The organism is Collinsella sp. CLA-AP-H1 (genome assembly GCF_040092945.1).
Lineage (GTDB): Bacteria > Actinomycetota > Coriobacteriia > Coriobacteriales > Coriobacteriaceae > Collinsella.
The window spans coordinates 31,864-51,535 of the sequence record NZ_JBBNKO010000003.1 but is presented as its reverse complement, the minus strand read 5'-3'; the positions used below and the strand labels follow the sequence as shown (position 1 = coordinate 51,535).

Sequence of the window (19,672 nt, the reverse complement as noted above, 5' to 3'; positions counted from 1 at the left end):
TGCAAAGGTAAACCGTATTATGGTTGCACATTATGAACGTATCAGTCAAATAATTGACCGTGAAAACCAAACAAACCAGATAAACGGCGTGGTATGACCCCTCAACAAAGCATCAACCAGCGCTACGAGGTCGGAGCGTTCCTAAATGTATAGTTACCCGGAGAGCGTACATTGATATACGTTACGCCCTCTACCTGCGAAAGCAGCTTGGTGACTACGCGCTCCTTCTTGACGATATCGTTCGAATCGCCCAGCGACACCTCAATGCCGTTATTGAGGTTTGCCGAGATGGCTTCGACCGAAGGCGTGGAAATATCCTTGACTTGTCCCAAGAACTCGCTCGAAAAACCACGCACATAATCCAAGCCAGCCTTAACGGCCTTGGAGCTCACCGCCTGGCCGGAAACCGGAGCGACATCCGCCGAGACATCAGTCAACAACACCGCGCCATAGTGCTTAGCGAGCGCCAGCGCGGCATCAATGCCGGTCAGGGTATTTGAGCCCTGCCCCGTCGTGATGACGTTGCCCTGGTCATCCACTTCGACCGACGTCGACAGCGGGGCGATCCAGGTGTCATCATCCCCGATGGCCCAGGCAAGGTCATCGGAGCTGATATAGGCAATTCCGATGACCTTGCGCTCCATCGGCGTAATGATGAGCGTATGCGGGAACTGACGCTGGACATCCACGCCCGAGACCCACGGATTCTGCTTGAGGTCCTCGGTAATCTGGTCGGGATCGACGTTAAAAAGCGACGTTCCCTCGGGCAAATCGATCAGCTGGATAGCATCGTGCTTCGTCACGTGCTCGCTGCCTTGAATCTGAATATCAGTGGCGGTAAACAATCCAGAGTTGATCACCACGATGGCAACGACGACGAGCACGGCCAAGACGGCCAGAACGCCGCCCACGATTTTGCCTTTGCCTGTAACGAGAGAAGCGGCGTCTGACGTTTTATTTGCCATCGCCCCAAGTGAAGACAACGGGTTGACGCCTTTTTTACCCGAAGGCTTCTTGGCGGTAGCCGGCACCGATGTCAGCGAGCGCGGTTTCGATACGCCCAGCGTGCGACCCGGACGCGCCGCCTTAGTTCCCGTCGAGGGCTTAGGAGTTGCCATGGGACGGGCAGGCTTGGCGCCCATAACAGGCTTTGACGTCACCGAGGGACGCGAGGACTTTTTTGCGGCCGGACGATTACCGAGCTGAGAGCCGACGACCGGACGCCCGGCCTGTCGAGCATGCCCGACAGGCTTAGAGTGCGCGACGGTATTGCGTTGAGGTTTGGCAGGCGCGCCGGAACGCCCTCCGGCGCGGCGGAAGGTGGGTTTCGATGCTCTAGAAGCCGAGGAATTTAACTTCCGGTCTGAGCTCGATGCCATACGCCTCCCTCACCTTTCCGTGCACATGTCTGATAACCGCGGCAACGTCATCGGCCGAGGCAGTTCCGTTATTAACGATAAAATTAGCGTGAACGGGCGAAACTTCCGCACCGCCAATCGAAAAACCCTTTAATCCACAATCCTCGATAAGCTTGCCCACACTCGCATCGGGCGGGTTGCGAAAGACCGACCCGCAGGATGCGCGACCCATGGGCTGCGTACGCTTGCGCCTCGTCAGGTACCGCTCCATGCGCTCGCGAATGTCGACCTTGGGCGCCGGTTTAAGCTTGAGCACGCACTCGAGGATAATCTCATTGCGGGGAAGGCTACATTCGCGGTAGCCCCAAGTGATCTCGGACCCCGCATAATGCTTGATACCGGATGCCGGGTCAAACGTTACGACATCCTCAACCAGCGAGCCAATCCACTCGGTCCGTGTGCCTGCATTCATAGATATCGCACCGCCAACCGAGCCAGGGATGCCAACGGCAAACTCAAGGCCCGAGAGGCTACGCGACAGGGCATCGTTGACCAGGCGCGCAAACATCACGCCCGCACCGACCGTCAGCGTACAACCGTCATCGGCAACAACCGTGCGCTGAAACTCACGTCCGAGCGAAATGACGGCACCGCGATAACCGCCATCGGCAACCAGCAGATTGGAGCCCTTGCCGATGATGACCCACGGCACCTGCTCGCGATCGAGCACCGCCACGGCGCGGCGGAGGGCATGATAGCTATGGCACGTCACAAAGAGGTCGGCCTTGCCGCCGATACGATAGCTCGTATGACGCGCAAGGCGCTCGTCCTCGATCACATCCGTGTCGATCATGCCCGAGAGCGCCATGACGGCGTTAAACAGACCCATTAGACTTAAGCGTCTTTCTTGGCAGTCAGATACTCAATGAACTCGGGACCGACGGTCGTAACGTCACCGGCACCCATAGTGAGCAGCAGGTCGCCCGCGCCCACCATCTGCTCGAGCTCCTGATTGAGCTCAAGACGGCTGGAGCAGTACACGACCTCCTTGCCAGGATGCTTGGCGCGCACGGTATCGGCGAGCATCTTAGAGGCGACACCCGGAATGGGCATCTCGCCAGCCGAGAACACATCAATCAGCAGCAGTTTATCGGCATTGGCAAATGCATCGGCAAAGTCGTCGCACAGGGCCTGCAGGCGCGAATAGCGGTGCGGCTGGAACACGACGTCGACGTGCTTGTAGCCCAGCGACGAAGCGGCAGCAAGCGTCGCCTTGATCTCGGTGGGGTGATGGCCGTAATCATCGACCACGGTGATGCCATCGATATCGCCCACGTGGGTAAAGCGACGGCGGACGCCCTCAAAGCTCGAGAGCGCCTTGGCGGCGGCGTCGATGTCAAGGCCCAGGACATGGGCGACGGTGAGCACCGCCGTGGCGTTGAGCATGTTGTGGCGACCGGGATTGCTCTTGATCTCCACAGCGTGTTCAGTGCCGTCCTCAAAGCGAACGATAAAGTCGCTCTGGATGCCCTTGACATCCGGGTGCATGCAGACGATGTCGTTGCTCTCGGCAAAGCCGTAGGAAAGCACGTGACGACCCGTCGACTTGGCGAGCTCGACCAGATGCGGGTCCTCACCGCAGACGATGACGGTGCCGTCCTCGCCCACCAGGCTCATGAATTTGGCGAAAGTCGCCTCGATCTCCTCGATACCCGAGTAGTGATCGAGGTGGTCGGCTTCGACGTTGGTCACAATGACTACGTTGGGGTTCAGGAACAGGAAGGAGCTATCGGACTCGTCGGCTTCGGCGACAAAGTAGTCGCCCGAGCCGTTCTTGCCGTTCGTGTCATAGCCCTCGACGATGCCACCGATCAGGAAGCTCGGATCCAGACCCATGCGGTCGAGCATGGTGGCGCACATCGAAGACGTGGTGGTCTTGCCATGCGTGCCGGCAACAGCGACGGTGGTGTAGCCGTGGCCCAAAGCAGAGAGCATCTTGGCACGGGGCCACACGGGAATACCAAGCTCGCGAGCGCGCACGAGTTCAGGGTTGGACTCCGGAATAGCGGTGGAGACAACAACCACGTCGGGCTTGACCTCGTCGATCGTGGCGGCCTCATGGCCCACATGCACCTTCACACCAGCGCGGGTAAGCTGGCGGATATAACGTGACGTCTTAAGGTCGGAGCCGGTAACGGCATAACCGCGCTCGTGAAGAACGAGGGCGATGCCGCTCATGCCGGCGCCGCCGATACCGATAAAGTGGGCGCTCTTAAACTCGGGCGCGGAGGTTGCAGTCTGGGAATCAGCCATGTGCTCGTGTACTCCTTGCGTAAACACTGCCTGTAACCCGTTAACTGTACCGCACCTACCGCATCAGCGCGAGGGCGACCGACGATATCCCGTCTAACTAACGCAAACCCTCTACCGCATCCGCCAGAAGAGCGGCGGCCCTATCCTGAGCCAGACCACGCGCCGCCTGACGCATGGCGTCGCGCGCCGCCGCGTCATCGACCAGGTGCAGCAGCTCATCGGCAAAGGCAGAACCGTCGATATCGGCATCGGCGCAGAGCACGCCGGCCCCGGCGTCGACCAGATAACGGGCATTGGTGGTTTGGTGGTCGGCAGTCGCATGCGGATACGGCACGAGCACCGAAGGCACGGCGAGCGCAGCGATCTCGGCCACGCTCGATGCGCCCGAACGCGAGAGCACCAAATCGGCAGCAGCCAGCATATCGCCCATGTTGTCGATGTAAGGCTGGACGCGGTAACGCTTCGCCTCCTCGGGCGTCAGCGCCAAAGCGCGCTCGGTCTCCTCAAAGCCGTCGGCACCCGTCGAATGCAACACATAGAGATTCTTGCGCGAAAGCAGCTCGTTTTTGAGCGAAGCCACGCGCTCGTTGAGGTGCTGGGCGCCAAGTGAACCGCCAAAGACGAGCAGCAGCGTAGCGTCCTCGGGAACGCCAAGTGCCTTGCGGCCGCGAGCGCGATCTCCCTCGATCACCGAGCGACGTACGGGATTGCCGGTCATGAGCACGTGGTCAGGGTCACCTTCGCGCTCAAAGACCGAGCGCGCTGCCGGCACCGAGATGCACACGCGGGCGGCGTGGGAGTTCATCATCTTGTTGGCCAGGCCCGGAACAGAGTTCTGCTCATGCAGCAGATACGGAACGCCCGCGCCCTTACACCACCCCAGCAGCGGAACCTCGACATAGGCACCAAAACCAATGGCGGCATCGGGCTTGCCGACCTTTGAGAAATGACTGGCGAGCGCACGCTTGGCCTTGTTGACACGCCACAGCGAGGTGAGCGCCGTCCAAGGGCGGGAGCGGTCGAAGCCCGTGACCGTAATGGGCACAAAATCAAACCCAGCGTCGGGGACCAGACGACCCTCGAGCTTGCGCGACTGACCCACGAACACAACGTGGTGACCACGGTCACGCAGCTCTTCGGCCAAGGCGAGCGCGGGGTTGATGTGTCCTGCCGTGCCGCCGGCTGCAATAGCAACGGTCATTTTATCGGTCATGGTAGTCCCTTCGTACACGCGGTCCCTGGTCGTCGGTGCGCAGACGCGCCGACGGGTCCGAGTTCAAATCGATTCGATTATATCCGCCGCCCGCGTTGCGAGGGCTGGGGCGCTGCGAACGGCCTTGCGGAGCCGTTCGCGAGCGTGGACGAGCTGCCGGCTCGGATGCAGAACCATCCAGAACGGTAAAGCCGCTACGCGAAGGTCGTTCACCGCGCACATGGGCTACGCCGGCGGTGCTCTCGTCCATAACGGCAAAGCTCTCACGGCGACGGTCATACTCATCGCGGCGGGCGCTCTCGTACGAAACGCGCAGGATCAACCCGGCAAGCATAAGCGACACAATGATCGACGAACCGCCGTAGCTAATAAACGGCAACGGTTTGCCCGTCATGGGAAACACGTTGAGGATGCCCAGCGCGTTAATCAAAAACTGCACCGCGAGAATGACCGCGGAGCCAGACGCCATGAGCGCGCCCCGGCGATCGGTCGCCTGCTCGGCAATGCGAAACGCCGAGTAGATCAGCATCGCAAACACCAAGAAGAACAGCACGGTTCCGACAAAACCGACTTCCTCGCCAATGATGGCCAGGATGTAGTCGTTGTGCGCTTCGGGCAGATACGAGTACTTCATGGTTGAGTTGCCGATGCCGCGGCCGAACAGACCGCCCGAGGCAAAGGCCATGATGGCAAGCGTGGCTTGATAGCCGTCACCATACTCGTCGGCCCAAGGGTTCAAGGCAACCTGAATACGCACCATACGGTACGGCTCTGCGACAAGCGCAATCACGATCACGAGAATGCCGAAGATTAGCACGCCGATGATAAATCTGGGGTCGAGACCCGCAAACAACGCCATGCACATGAGGGTCAACAGGATGATCAGGACAGTACCGAAATCGGGCTGGATAAAGATCAGAAAGAGCGAAATGCCCAGGTAGATGCCCATCTTGCGAAGGAATTCGTTGATGTTGCCACCGGGCGAAAAGAAGCGATCAAGCATGATGGCCGAATACGCAATGGCAAATGGCTTTAAAAACTCGGAAGGCTGGAACTGAATGCCGGCGATGTTGAGCCAGCGCGTGGCGCCACGGCTGCCGCTGCCCACCAAGAACACCAAAAACAGTAGCCCTATCATGCCTATGAGGAAGATCCTGAGCACATCCTCCCCAAACCAGCTGTCCGGCAAAACGCGCACGATGGCAATCAGCGCCAGAACACCGACCACGGCAAACGCGGCCTGTCGACCCAGAAAAAACGTCGCCGAGCCATTCTCGTGCAGCGCCTCGACCGAAGACGCCGAGTACACCATCAGCAGGCCAAAGCATACCAAGGTAAACAAGCAGGCCATGAATATCAAACGGGGGCGCATGATACGGGCGGGAACGCCGGCAATATAGCGTTCGCTAAACGACTGCCCGCCGCGGCTGGAACGCGGTGTGGTGCGACGTGAGGAAGCACGGTCCGAGTCGGGCCTCCTCATACCTTGTCGGGGGCTCTCCTCTCTCACCGCAACCCCTATTCCATTTGTGATTTCGCTGTAGCGGCAAGCTGAGCCACGTAGTCCTTAAACACGCGGCCGCGCTCCTCATAGCCCGAGAACTCATCGAACGAAGAGCAGGCAGGAGAAAGTAAGATCACGTCACCACGGCTCGAAAGCGAACGGGCAACGTCCACGGCGTCGCGCAGGTCATCCGCCTGGGCGATATCCACATCGCCATCGACATCAGCCTCGTCCATAGCGGCGGTGAAGCGCTCGCGCGCATCGCCAAAGCAGACGACCGAGCGCACGTTGTCCATAACGACGCGCGCGAAGTCCGTGAGCGGCGTGCCCTTATCGTGGCCGCCGAGCAGCAAGATCACGTCGTCATCGGGAAATGCCGTCAGCGCCTTCTCGACCGCATCGGTGTTGGTCGCCTTGGAATCGTTGACGTAGCGCACGCCGTCAATCTCGCCACACGGCTCCACGCGGTGCTCGAGCGGCTGGAACGAGGCAAGACCGCGGCAGACACCATCGACATCGGCACCGACCGCCAAGGCAGCCGTGGCAGCGCACAGGGCATTGATAACATTGTGATGGCCCGAGATCTTGAGCTCGGATGTAGCGATGAGCGGGGTCTCGACACCCTTCAGACGCACGATCATCTTGCCATCGCGCACAAAGGCGGCATCCTCGCCCTCAGGCTCGTCAAAGGCAACCTTGCAGATGCGACGACTCGGCGTGTAGATGTACTCATCGAACTCGTGAATGCCGGCGTCTTCGACGTCGACAACCACCAGATCGTCATCGACCATATTGTCAAACAGTTTGATCTTGGCAAGCGCATAGTTCTTATGGCTCTTATGCCAGCCCAAGTGGTCGGGAGTGATGTTGAGCAGCACCGCCACGCGGGGGTGGAGCTCGGTTGTCGTAGCAATCTGATAGCTCGAGAGCTCAGCCACAAACCACTCGTTGTGGGCTCGGCCGTCAATCTCGTTGACCGGCGGCTCGCCGATGTTGCCGACAGCAACGCTGGCCTCGCCGGCAGCCTTAAGCAGATAATCAGTCAGCGACGTGGTGGTCGTCTTGCCGTTGGTGCCCGTGATGGCAATCCAGTTATCGGGCGACAGGCGATAGGCAAACTCGGGCTCACCCATAATCTGGGCGGCATGCTCGCGCCCAGCCTTAAAGAAGCCCGAGAACTCCGAGATGCCCGGGCACGTCACGCATACGTCATAGGCGCCCTCGACCTGTTCGGTCCCATAGACAAACGACGCACCAGCAGCCTCGAGCGCACGCGTGGCGTCATTGGACTCAGAGGTGCCACCGCCATACACGGTAACGGCACTTACGCGCTCGGGATGTGCCAGCGCCCAGCGGGCGACATCGAGACCGGATTTGCCCTGACCCAAAACGAGCAGGCTAAAGACATCAGCAAGAGACATGAAAGACCACTATCCCAACTGGAAGAACAGGGCAAGGCCAACGGCACCAAAGGCCGCAGCGATAATCCAAAAACGGATGACGACCTTGGTCTCGGCCCAGCCCTTCTTTTCGAAATGATGATGGATGGGCGCCATAAGGAAGACGCGCTTGTGCGTAAAGTGGAAGTAGACAACCTGAATCATGACCGACAGGGTCTCAACGATAAACAGGCCGCCGATGATAAGGGAGACGACCTCGGTGTTGGTCATGATGGACGTGCAGGCAAACGCGGCGCCCAGGGCAAGCGAGCCGGTATCGCCCATAAAGATGCTCGCCGGATAGCAGTTGAACCACAGAAAGCCCAAGCAGGCACCGGCACACGCGGTGCAGAAGATGGACAGGTTCACGTCTCCGTGCAAAAACGCCATGGCAGCCATGGCGAGCATGGCAATCATGGAGGTGCCGCCAGCAAGACCGTCAAGGCCATCGGTCAGGTTCACGGCATTAGAAAGACCGGCGATCATCAGCCAGCAAAAGACAATGTAGAGCCACGGGAACGAAAGGCCGCAGATGGTGGTCGAAAGCACGCCAAGGTCAATCGTCAGGCCGCCGGGAAAACGAATCTCGGGGGCGACGCCGCACCAGTTAACGGCAAGTACCGTAAAGGTGACACAGATAATGGTTAGGCCGATCATCTTGGCATGAGGCGTCAGACCGAGCGAGCGCCCATGCGTAACGGAGGTCAGGTCGTCGATCAGGCCCAGCACGCCGGTCGCCAGCGTGGCGAGCAGCACGAGCACGAGCTCGGTGGTGAGCTTGCCCATCAGCAGGCAGGTCAGCGAAATCGCAACAAGGATGATGACGCCGCCCATGGTCGGCGTACCCTGTTTAATCAAATGACGCTTGGGGCCGTCGGCTCGGACCTGTTGGCCGATACCCTCGACCTTCAGCAGCTTGATCCACCACGGCATGAGCAGCAGCGCAATGGCAGCGGCGATGCCAAGCCCCAAAAAAGCCTGATACGTTGGATACGAGGGATTGCCGAACATGGGCTAGCACACACCTTCCACAAAGCGGTCGAGCTCAACAAAGCGGGAACCCTTGACCAGTACAACATCATGTTTTTCAAGCGCGCCGCCCATGCGGTCGAGCACCTGCTGATAATCGGAGAACACCTGGATGCGGTCCTCGTCCATGCCCATCATGCGCGCGGCATCGGCCATAAGCTGGGCCAGCTCACCACCCACGCACGCCAGCATGTCGAGCTTCTTGGCGGCCGCGTAGGCGCCCACGAGCTCATGCATGCGAGGAGCCTCATCGCCCATCTCGCCCATCTCGCCCAGGATCGCCATGCGAGACCCCGTGCACGAAAGCGAGCACAGTAGATCGAGGCCAGCAGCCATGGATTCGGCACTGGCGTTATAGGAATCGTCGATGACGCGGGCACCGCTCTTGGCGCGCTTGATCTCCTGGCGGTGACCGGTGATCGTGAGGCCCCTAAAGGCAGCATCGATCTGCTCGGGCGTCACGCCCAGGCGATAGGAAACCGCGGCGGCCTTAACGGCATTAGGAACGGACTGCACGCCGGGGATGGCAAGCATGGTATCGATCGTCTCACCCTGGCCAAAATCGAGCGTAAAGACCGGACGTCCCTCGTCATCAACACGAATGTCGCGGGCACGGACCTCATCATCGTCCGAGACGCCGGCCAGCATCACATCGATACCAGCAGGCTGGGCGAACGTATCGCGAATGAACGGCGTAAAGTCGTCCTCACCGCCCAAAACCAGCAGCGGCAAGAAGTCGCCGGCGGCGCACATACCCTGGACAATCTCGGCCTTAGCGCGGGCGATGTTCTCGCGGCTGCCCAAAATGCCGATGTGAGAGGTACCAATCTTGCTTACGATGGCAAGGTTGGGATTGGCGGACTGGGACAGGCGCTCAATCTCGTGGAAATGGTTCATGCCCATCTCGAGCACCAGGACCTCGGTATCGGCCGGAGCGGAAAGCACCGTGAGCGGCATGCCGATCAGGTTATTGAAATTGCCCTTGGTGGCCCAGACACGATAGCGCTTGGCGAGCACGGCGGCGAGCACGTCCTTGGTCGTCGTCTTGCCGATGGAACCGGTAATGCCAACGACCAGGCAGCCAAGCTCCAGGCGATACGTGTGCGCCAAACGCAGCAGAAACTCCTCGGAATCATCGGTCAGCAGGATGGCGCACCCCTTGTCCTGCGCCAGCGAGACCAGCTCAGCCTCGGGCTCACGCGTCATCACGACGGCGCCGGCACCCGACTGGACGGCACGGGAAGCAAAATCATTGCCGTCGACGTTTTCACCGGGAAAGGCGACGAAAATCGTCCCTTCCTCGACCTGGCGCGAGTCGATAACGCACCCGCGGCATACCCGATCGGCTTCTCCCGTCACGGTTCGGGCCCCTGTTGCGGCCGCGAGGTTGTTGACGGCGATCTCTATCATTGCAGCTCCCCTGTAAACCTAATAATGCTATCGGCGTATTGTATCCCAGCGCCGCACATGCGTGGTGCAGGGCATGTGAACACCCTCATATGGGACAACAAACAACGCCCCAAAGATTGTAACCCCCTACTTCGTGTGCGGGATACCCAGCACGTCGAGCGCGTTGGCCATAATGGACTGGAACGGCACCGCAGCGGCATCTGAGCCGCTCGGCGTTCCGTCGAGCGTGATATAGCACAGTACCTTGGGCGATTGTGCCGGTGCAAAGCCCATAAAGGACGACATGTAGTTCTCCTTGAGGTAGCCGCCGTTCTCGTCGGCACGTTCGGCCGTACCGGTCTTACCCGCCACGTCATAGCCGTCAACCGCGCCGCCAACGCCCGTTCCTTCGGACACGACCGTCTGCATGCACGATGTCACCTGGGATGCGGCGTCCTCCGAAATCGCGCGCTCGCCTTCACCCCAGTCCTTCTCGTCGCCTTTGCTGGACTTATAGAAGTGCGGTGTCATCATCACGCCGCCGTTGGCGATGCCGCCCACGGCACGTGCGATCTCAATCGGCGAGACGGACAGTGCCTGTCCAAAGCTCATCGAGCCCAGCGTGGCGCCGTCATACTGGTCACGCTCCTTGACGATACCCAGGCTCTCTCCCGGAAAATCGACACCCGAGCTGTGACCGATGCCCCACTTGTCCACATAGGCGGCAAAGTCGTCGGCACCGATCTTGCGCCCCACCAGGACAAAGCCCACGTTGGACGAACGGCGCATCATCTCGCGCACATCCATGGTCATGGCATAGTCGCGCTTGTCGGCATCGGTGACGGTATCGTCGCCCACCTTGATGCTCGCCGGCACCTCAAACGACGTACTCGATCGCACGACGCCCAAGTCGAAGCCGGCGCCCGCCACGAGCGTCTTAAAGACCGAGCCGGGCTCGTAGGCGTCGGTGACCAGGCGCAGATTCATATCCTCGGTCTTGGCGTTTTCCAGATCGGTCTGGTCGTAGGTCGGGTACGAGCAGGCTGCCAAGATCTCGCCTGTCGTAGGATCGGTGACCAGCGCCGAGCCGTTCTTGGCCTTAGTCTTCTCAACTGCCTCTGCCAGGGCATCCTCGGCCGCACGCTGGATATTGACGTCGAGCGTCGTCACGATATCAACGCCGTCGACCGCAGCCACCTTTTTATAGGCACCGCCCGCGATATAGCTGCCGTCCCTCGCGCGCTCGCGTACGAGAGAACCGTTCGTGCCTGTCAGAAGCTTGTTGTATTGCTTTTCGAGACCCGTCAAGCCGTCGTTGTCCACATTCACTACACCCAGCACCTGCGATGCCAGATTGCCGTATGGATATACGCGCTTCATGGCCTGCTCAAAAAGCACGCCGGGCAGGTTCTTCTTCTCCAGCGCCGTAGCATCGTCTTCGTCCACCTGGCGCTTGATATACACCCAGGTGCCATCGGACTCAACGAGTTTGCGGCAGGTCTTTTTATCGATTCCAGTTGCCTTGACCAGCGCCGACACCGTCTTGTCGACATCCTCGACAAGCTGCGGGTTCACGGCGATGTTGCGACATTCGACCGACGACGCCAGCACGTTACCATTGCGGTCGTAGACGGTGCCACGTTTGGCATAGAGGGTCTGCGCAAGCAGGCGGCGCGCATCGGCACGCTCGCGCAGTTTATCGGCTTCGACAATTTGATAGTCGGCAAGGCGAAAGACGCCCAAGCCCAAACCAAGCCCGATGAAGCCCATGACAGCTTTGCGGCGAGGCAGAGGCGCGCCTGTGAGCCATTCGGTCGACGAACTCTTGCGCGACCTGGTGTTATGCACTTGAGGGCCGCCCGAGCCGCGAAGTCGCGACGCCGGGTCGTTGCCACGGGACTGCCCGGCGTTGTAAGATTGCCGACCCGTTCCTTGATAACCAGAACGTCCCCGCGACGAGGGACGTCCAGAACCGCGGCCCCCATCGGAACCGCGGCGATAGTCATTTGTCATACTCAGCTACCGTCTTGCTACTGAGCGGTCGCGGTCGCGTTGGCGCCCGCGGCTGCATCCTGCGAAAAGTCAAGTGTAACGCTCTCGCTGGGCTCCACCATGCCATAAGCGCCCGCAAGGTCGCGAATGCGCGTGTCGGCGCCATAGACCGAATGCATGACCTCCAGGTCGGAGCTCTCATCGGTCGCTTTTTCGAGCGTGTTGGTAAGCTCGGCGTTGCTGTTGAGCACCTGGGCCGTAACGCCGGCGAGCGCCACGCGGGCGACGCCGATCGTCATGAAGATAGCCGCAATGATGCAAAACGTTTTAAGAACGCTCATGAAAACCGGGCTTACCGCCTGGTTTGCCTGACGGCCCGCGCCCGTGTAGACATCAAAGCGCGGCGTGCGCTGCTCACGGGGAGCAACGGGGGCCTGCGGCGTCTCACGATAGGCGGGCATGGCGTTCATATCATAGGCGAGTGCTGCGCTTGAAGTGTTGTAGCCCATGATATGCCGCCTCCCATCCCGAGTACGTTGGTAGTGTGTTTAAGCTTCGTTTATGGTGCGAGCGGGAGGTCCAATATCGCGCGGTCGCGCCTACAGACGCTGCGCCACGCGGATTTTGGCTGATCTCGCCCGAGGGTTGCGCTCAACCTCATCAGGCTGGGCAACCAAGGGTTTGCGGGTGATGACCTTGAGTATCGGCACGTTGCCGCACACGCACACCGGAATCTCCGGCGGACACGTGCACCCCTGGCTCATCTCCTTAAAGTGGTTCTTTACGATACGGTCCTCGAGCGAGTGATACGAGATGACGCAGATACGTCCGCCCGGGTTGAGCCACCTGGTGGCGGCATCAAGCCCTCGTTCGAGCACATCGAGCTCGTGATTGACCTCGATGCGAATGGCCTGGAAACTTTTCTTGGCCGGGTGTCCGCCATGCCGACGAGCGGCAGCCGGGATACCCGCCTTGATGATCTCGACAAATTGGCCGGTGGTTTCGATCGGTTCTTGCTCGCGGCGGCGCACGATCTCGCGCGCGATCTGCGAGGCGAACTTCTCTTCGCCGTAGACGCGTAGAATCCGGGCGAGGTCGTGTTCGTTATAGGTGTTGATGACCTCAGCTGCGTTTAAGGTGTTATTACCCGGATCCATCCGCATGTCCAATGGGGCGTCCTCGTTATACGAAAAGCCCCTGCCAGGGATATCGAGTTGCGGTGACGAAACGCCCAAATCGAACAGGAAGCCATCGACCCCGGGCACCTCGGCCGAGCAAAGAAGCTCGTCCAAGTCGCCGAAGTTGCCCTTCAGCAGCTGGTGCGGAACGCCGGGAACCTCGCGGTCCAGACGGGCGCCAGCGGCCTCGAGGGCCATGTCGTCCTGATCGACGCCGAGCAAAAGGCCCGTCTCCCCCACCTGCGCGGCCATCTTTACCGAATGGCCGGCACCGCCAAGGGTGCAATCGCAGACAACGGAGCCGCTCTTTAGCCGCAGCGACTCAAGCACTTCGCCGAGCATGACAGGTTCATGCCGATATTCTTGTGTCAAGATCCCACGCTCCATCCGTTACCCGTGCCTTGCCCTTACGAGAAGAAGAGGTCCAGCAGGGCCTCATCGTCATCGTCCTCATCGGCCGCGGCGCGATCCCAAACCTCAAGGTGGTCGTAGTTGCCCACAACCGTGACCTCGCGGTCGAGGTTCGCCTGCTTGCGGAGAGACTCGGAAAGACCGATACGACCGGCGCTGTCCACGTCCATCGACGTGGTGCGCTTGTTGATCGCCCTCATGAGCTTCTGGTCATTAATGTCACGCGGGTTAAAACCCTCGTGGCCCTCACGACCCGCGAAGAGTCCTTCGACCCACTTATCGAAGGCCTCGGCAGAGAACACGTACAGAGCATCGACATCCAGGGCTTTGAACACGCGAACGTGCTCTCCAAGCTCCTCGCGAAGGGGTGCAGGCAGGGACAGACGACCTTTTGCATCGAGATTGCGCTCGTATGCACCAGTCATTCCCATGTGCGCCCTCCCCTCGGTTACTCAGATGGCACGTACGCGGGGAACCACCCCGCCTGTCGACGTCATCAATAATATGGGGAACCGCCCCATTTTTCAACACCTTTCCCCACCCCTTCCCCCACCCCGCCCCACCACTCCACTCGCCATATATTGCAAAACACCCCCGAGCATATGTTCGAAAACACAATATGTTGTGTTTGCAGCAAAGGCGTGATGCCACCTGTAGAACCACGCCCGCGAACCTCAACCTTCAAGTTGACCTTGAGGCGATTTTTACGTCCCTTTACACGCCGTTCACATCGCCCCCAAACTCCCCCACCCACGACACACACGGCCCACCACCGCGTCGGTGTCTGGCGAAAAATGGGACGGGCCCCAGATTGCCCATGCGCGCAAAAGTGCGTCTCGGCAATCTGGGGCCCGTCCCCAAATACCTATAAATTTGCAGGTCAGCGATGAGTTAACGATGCGCCAGCGGGTGCGCCGCCAGATAGACCTCGGTCAGTTGCGTACGATCGACATGCGTGTAGACCTGCGTGGTCGATATATCGGCATGTCCCAAGATCTCCTGTAGCACACGGAGGTCTGCGCCGCCCGCAAGCATATGGGTGGCAAAGGAGTGACGCAGCGTATGGGGATGGAGTCCCACCAGCCCCACCTGGCGCCCGTAGCGCTCACAGATGGCATGGATGCCCTGGCGCGACAGACGGCGGCCGTTCTTATTTAAAAAGACCGCCGAGGTCTCGGTTCCGCGGGCATGGGCCGCCAAGCGAGAACGCCCCTCAGTTACATAGAGCGCCAGAGCTCGCGCCGCGCTTCCCACCAGCGGGGACAGGCGTTCCTTTGAGCCCTTACCGCGAACGAGCACAAAACCATCGTCGATATGGATATCGCCCACATCGAGCCCCACCAACTCGCTCACACGCAAACCGCATCCGTAGAGCACTTCCAAGATGGCATGGTCGCGCAAGCCCATCTCGCCCTCGGGGAAGTCTTGATCGAGCAGCGCCGAGACATCCTCCACCGATAGATACTCCGGCAAACGCTCAGCCTTTTTAGGCAGGCGCAACGCCGCCGTTGGATTTTGGGCCACAGCCCCATCGCGCACCAAAAAGGCATGCAGGCCCTTCACGGCCGCAAGCGCACGCTCCACCGAGGCATCGGAATAGCCCCCATCGCGACGGTCGGCGACAAAGCCCTCCACGACCCGACGGGTCACCTCTTCAAAAGACACAATACCCGCCCGCTCCAGATAGGCGCAGTACGTCGTCAGGTCACGACGATAGGCCGCAATCGTGTTGCGCGCCAAACCCCGCTCGACCGCGAGGTAATCGAGATACTCCCCCGCCGCCACGGCGAGCAACGAGGGAGTAGCTTTGGTATGTTCCTTATTCGCCGGCACCCTTAGTCCGTAGCGAGGTTCATGGGCGTCACCTGCAGACGGTCGACACCCTCGTGCTGGCCGATCGAAGCGCGCACGAACTCGCGGAACAGCGGCTGCGGGTTGGTCGGGCGGCTCTTGAACTCGGGATGAGCCTGGGTTGCCACATACCACGGATGCACGTCGCGCGGCAGCTCGACCATCTCGACCAGGCGCTCGTCGGGCGACAGACCCGAGATAACCAAGCCGGCGTCCTCGAGCTGGTCACGGAAGGCGTTGTTGAACTCAAAGCGATGACGGTGACGCTCGTAGACGAGCTCCTCGCCATATGCCTCGCGAGCAAGGGTATCGGCGGCGAGCTTGCACGGATAGGCGCCCAGGCGCATGGTGCCGCCCTTCTCGGTCACGTCCTCCTGCGAGCTCATCAGATCGATGACGCTAAACGGGCCGTCCGGATCGAACTCGGAGGAGCTGGCGCCGGCAAGGCCGACGACGTTGCGGGCGAACTCGCACACGGCCACCTGCATACCCAGGCAAATGCCCAGATACGGAATCTTGTGCTCACGGGCAAACTCGGCCGCGAGGATCTTGCCCTCCAGGGCGCGCTTGCCAAAGCCGCCGGGGACCAGGATGCCCGAGGCGTCGCCCAGAACCTCGGAGACATTCTGCTCGTCGAGGCTCTCGCCGTCGACCAGCTGGACGTCCACATGGCGATCGTAGAAGACGCCCGCATGGTGCAGGGCCTCGATAACCGACAGGTACGCATCGGGCAGCTGCGTGTACTTGCCCACGACGGCGATCTTCACCTTGTCGGCGTGATGGTTGGCGTGATTCTGTTTGCGCAGGAACTCATTCCACTCGCTCATGTCGCGCTCACGCGGGTCCAGACCCAGGCGCTCGCAAATGCGCAGGTCAAAGTCCTGCTCGGCAAGCAGCTGCGGAACATCGTAAATGCTCGCGCAGTCCTCGTTGGTAAAGACACAATCGGTGTCGACGTCGCAGAAGCTTGCGATCTTTCCGCGGATAGCGTCATCGATATGGTGGTCGGAGCGCAGCACGATGATATCGGGCTGGATGCCAAAGCTGCGGAGCTCCTTGACGGAATGCTGCGTGGGCTTGGTCTTGACCTCGTGGGCGGCGGCGATATAGGGAACGAGCGACACGTGGATGTAGCAGACGTTCTCGGGGCCGGCCTCCTTGCGGTACTGACGGATGGCCTCGACAAACGGTTGGGACTCGATGTCGCCGATCGTGCCGCCCAGCTCGGTGATGACTACATCGGAGCCGGTCTGCTCCTCGATGCGGCGGAACTTGTCCTTAATGGCATTGGTGACGTGAGGAATCACCTGCACGGTACCGCCCAAAAAGTCGCCGCGACGCTCGCGGGCGATCAAGCTCTTATAGATGGCGCCGGTCGTAAAGTTGGAATCGCGGGTCAGGTTCTCATCAATAAAGCGCTCGTAATGACCCAGGTCCAGGTCGGACTCGTAACCATCCTCGGTAACGAAGACCTCACCATGCTGGAAGGGGCTCATGGTACCGGGGTCGACGTTCAGATACGGATCGGCCTTCTGCATCGTTACTTTGTAGCCACGCGACTTGAGCAGACGGCCCAGCGAGGCCGCGGTGATACCCTTGCCCAGGGACGAAACCACGCCACCGGTTACGAACACATGCTTGGTCATATTGAGTTACCTGCGCTTCCCGTAGAAGTTGTTTATCCACATCTTACGGGTCTTCATTGTAATACTCGCGCCGCGGACCGTTCGCAATTTTTCTCGCGTGCGATTGCATTTCTCAATCTTGAAACAAAACGCCGCCCGGTTTCCCAGGCGGCGTCGCTATGGCAAGGGTTACATGCTGCTATCGATCAGCAACCTCATCCTCAAGCATTTCTTGAACGAGCATGCCGGTACGGACGCCCTCAAGATACCACTCGCCACGTTCGGTGAGGCAAATGCCATTTGCAAGCTGACCGCCGTCGTCGCTATAACGCGAGACGACATCAATCATGCCTTCGGAATCCAAGCGATCGATTGCGGCGCGGGCACGATACGGCGAAACCCCCACGCGCTCGGCAAGCGTTTTGCGCGAGAAACCATACGGCCCGCCATTGTCTTCGGTTTGCTGGTCGATCTCCATCAACACCAGCACCTCGACACGCTTCATATCGTTGACACTCGCACGACCCTTGCCCGCCATAGCAGCCTCCTCAAACCGAGCACGAGCATCTAACGCGCCGTGCGCGACCGACACACCTCACGATGGCAGGTAATATCCATCATGCGGCATCCCGCTAAGGATGAAACAGTTACGGTTATTGTATACCGCTCAAATTGTTTCTAGGCAGGTAAACAGCTATTTTTCGCCGAAATAGGCGCTTTATTGATCAAAAAGCCGTACCGGGCGCTAACCCGATACGGCCAAAATGCAATGCAATTACCGCGGTGCTTCAAACTTAGCGATGGAAGAAACCGCGGCGCTCAAACTTGGGCTCGCAGCACACGTTGATACCCAGTTTGCGCAGTACCGTCTCGTCCGTCGGCGAGATAATCACGCTAAAGAAGGCATCGCAACCGCGCAGCTGCTCCAGGCCCGAAAGGACGCGAGCGGCCGTCTCACTCGTGGCCGAGGTGATCGACAGCGCCATAAGCGTCTCGTCGGTGTGGAGGCGCGGGTTTTTACTGCCCAGGAAATGCGTCTTGAGCTTGCTGATGGGCTCGATCGCTTCATCGCTAATGACCTCGAGCTCAAGGTCGACGCCCGAGACATGCTTAAGTGCATTCATGATGAGCGAGCTCGCAGCGCCCAGGCGCGTGGAAGTCTTGCCGGTCACCACGGAGCCATCGGGCATAACCATGGCACCCACGGGACCACCCGTCAGCTGCTCCCTGGTGAGGGCCGCCGAGCGCGCCGGTGAGTAGTTCTTATCGATGCCGGCTTTCTTCATAATGATCTTGAGACGGTCGACTTGCTCATCGCCCACGCCGGTACGGCGCACATTTTCGACCGCGGTAAAGTAGCGGCGGACGATCTCCATCTTGGAAGCGTCGCGGCAGGCATCGTCATCGGTGATGGCAAAGCCGACCATATTGACGCCCATGTCCGTAGGACTCTGGTAGGGGCTCTTGCCCAGGATCTTTTCCATCAGAGCACGGACCACCGGGAAGGCCTCGACGTCGCGGTTGTAGTTGACCGTGGTCTTGTTATAGGCCTCAAGGTGGAAGGAGTCGATGATATTGGCATCGTCGAGGTCCGCCGTGGCCGCCTCGTAGGCGATGTTGACCGGATGCGTGAGGGGAAGGTTCCAGACCGGGAAGGTCTCGAACTTGGCATAGCCGGCGGCCGTGCCATGCTTGTGCTCGTGATAGAGCTGAGACAGGCAGGTGGCAAGCTTGCCCGAGCCAGGACCGGGGGCAGTGACCACGACGAGCGGTCGGGTGGTCTCGACAAACTCATTCTTGCCGTAGCCATCGTCGGACACGATCAGATCGACATCGTGCGGATACCCCTCGATGGGATAGTGCAGCTTGGCGGGAATACCGAGCGCGTTCAGGCGGTTGCGGAACACATCGGCAGCAGGCTGGCCGGCGTACTGGGTGATGACCACAGCCGCGACAGCAAAGCCGTTGCCGCGGAACAGGTCAACCAGGCGCAGCACATCCTCGTCATAGGTAATGCCGAGGTCACCACGAGCCTTGTTTTTCTCGATGTGGTTCGCGTTGATCGCGATGATAACCTCGACATCGTCGGCGATGCTCTTGAGCATGCGGAACTTGCTGTCCGGTTCAAAACCCGGCAGCACGCGGCTCGCATGATAGTCATCGAACAGCTTACCGCCAAACTCCAAATAGAGCTTGCCACCAAACTGCGAGATGCGCTCCTTAATGTGAGCAGCCTGCAGCTCGATATACTTCGCGTTGTCGAAACCCTGGCGCATATATGGCTCCCGTCCCGTTTCCATTTAATGTTCTAGGCGATTATAACGGAGCCCGCCCTCCCCGATACCCAGACCATCAACAGGCACCAACCAA

At 59.9% G+C, this 19,672-nt stretch carries 16 protein-coding genes; all 16 read right to left on the bottom strand.

Annotated features, from left to right (window positions below):
* Positions 1-122 precede the first annotated feature (122 nt).
* A complete protein-coding gene (locus tag AAAV44_RS02575; RefSeq protein WP_349114412.1) occupies positions 123-1,142 on the bottom strand; it encodes an FtsQ-type POTRA domain-containing protein in 1,020 nt (339 codons plus the stop codon).
* Between the two features lie 193 nt (positions 1,143-1,335).
* Positions 1,336-2,247, bottom strand: coding sequence for a UDP-N-acetylmuramate dehydrogenase (gene murB / locus AAAV44_RS02570; RefSeq protein WP_349104823.1), 912 nt, complete (start codon positions 2,245-2,247; stop codon positions 1,336-1,338).
* Positions 2,248-2,252: 5 nt separating this feature from the next.
* On the bottom strand, positions 2,253-3,671 hold the full coding sequence (gene murC, locus AAAV44_RS02565; protein WP_349114410.1) for a UDP-N-acetylmuramate--L-alanine ligase: 1,419 nt from the start codon (positions 3,669-3,671) through the stop codon (positions 2,253-2,255).
* Between the two features lie 97 nt (positions 3,672-3,768).
* Entirely contained in the window at positions 3,769-4,884 is a 1,116-nt protein-coding gene (gene murG / locus AAAV44_RS02560) for an undecaprenyldiphospho-muramoylpentapeptide beta-N-acetylglucosaminyltransferase (RefSeq protein WP_349114408.1), read from the bottom strand.
* Entirely contained in the window at positions 4,874-6,367 is a 1,494-nt protein-coding gene (ftsW, locus tag AAAV44_RS02555; protein ID WP_349114406.1) for a putative lipid II flippase FtsW, read from the bottom strand. Before ftsW ends, murG begins: the two co-directional genes overlap by 11 nt.
* Positions 6,368-6,402: 35 nt before the next feature.
* Positions 6,403-7,809, bottom strand: coding sequence for a UDP-N-acetylmuramoyl-L-alanine--D-glutamate ligase (gene murD, locus AAAV44_RS02550; RefSeq protein WP_349114405.1), 1,407 nt, complete (start codon positions 7,807-7,809; stop codon positions 6,403-6,405).
* A 9-nt stretch (positions 7,810-7,818) separates the two neighbouring features.
* Positions 7,819-8,838, bottom strand: coding sequence for a phospho-N-acetylmuramoyl-pentapeptide-transferase (mraY, locus tag AAAV44_RS02545; RefSeq protein WP_117746963.1), 1,020 nt, complete (start codon positions 8,836-8,838; stop codon positions 7,819-7,821).
* Positions 8,839-8,841: 3 nt separating this feature from the next.
* A complete protein-coding gene (gene murF / locus AAAV44_RS02540) occupies positions 8,842-10,266 on the bottom strand; it encodes a UDP-N-acetylmuramoyl-tripeptide--D-alanyl-D-alanine ligase (RefSeq protein WP_349114403.1) in 1,425 nt (474 codons plus the stop codon).
* Positions 10,267-10,392: 126 nt separating this feature from the next.
* Positions 10,393-12,015 carry a penicillin-binding protein 2 gene (locus AAAV44_RS02535; RefSeq protein WP_349114401.1) on the bottom strand — a complete coding sequence of 541 codons (1,623 nt, stop codon included), beginning with the start codon at positions 12,013-12,015 and terminating at the stop codon, positions 10,393-10,395.
* A 260-nt stretch (positions 12,016-12,275) separates the two neighbouring features.
* Entirely contained in the window at positions 12,276-12,746 is a 471-nt protein-coding gene (locus tag AAAV44_RS02530; protein ID WP_022094483.1) for a hypothetical protein, read from the bottom strand.
* A gap of 90 nt (positions 12,747-12,836) precedes the next feature.
* Positions 12,837-13,802, bottom strand: a complete 966-nt coding sequence (rsmH, locus tag AAAV44_RS02525; protein WP_006234266.1) for a 16S rRNA (cytosine(1402)-N(4))-methyltransferase RsmH — start codon at positions 13,800-13,802, stop codon at positions 12,837-12,839.
* A 20-nt stretch (positions 13,803-13,822) separates the two neighbouring features.
* Positions 13,823-14,257 carry a division/cell wall cluster transcriptional repressor MraZ gene (locus tag AAAV44_RS02520; protein WP_006234269.1) on the bottom strand — a complete coding sequence of 145 codons (435 nt, stop codon included), beginning with the start codon at positions 14,255-14,257 and terminating at the stop codon, positions 13,823-13,825.
* Between the two features lie 460 nt (positions 14,258-14,717).
* Complete coding sequence (gene xerD, locus AAAV44_RS02515; protein ID WP_349114400.1) at positions 14,718-15,659, bottom strand: site-specific tyrosine recombinase XerD; 942 nt, start codon at positions 15,657-15,659, stop codon at positions 14,718-14,720.
* A gap of 2 nt (positions 15,660-15,661) precedes the next feature.
* Complete coding sequence (locus AAAV44_RS02510; protein WP_055286060.1) at positions 15,662-17,323, bottom strand: CTP synthase; 1,662 nt, start codon at positions 17,321-17,323, stop codon at positions 15,662-15,664.
* A gap of 178 nt (positions 17,324-17,501) precedes the next feature.
* Complete coding sequence (locus AAAV44_RS02505) at positions 17,502-17,840, bottom strand: hypothetical protein (RefSeq protein WP_040358312.1); 339 nt, start codon at positions 17,838-17,840, stop codon at positions 17,502-17,504.
* A 256-nt stretch (positions 17,841-18,096) separates the two neighbouring features.
* Complete coding sequence (locus AAAV44_RS02500; protein WP_006234276.1) at positions 18,097-19,578, bottom strand: DUF1846 domain-containing protein; 1,482 nt, start codon at positions 19,576-19,578, stop codon at positions 18,097-18,099.
* Positions 19,579-19,672: the final 94 nt, after the last annotated feature.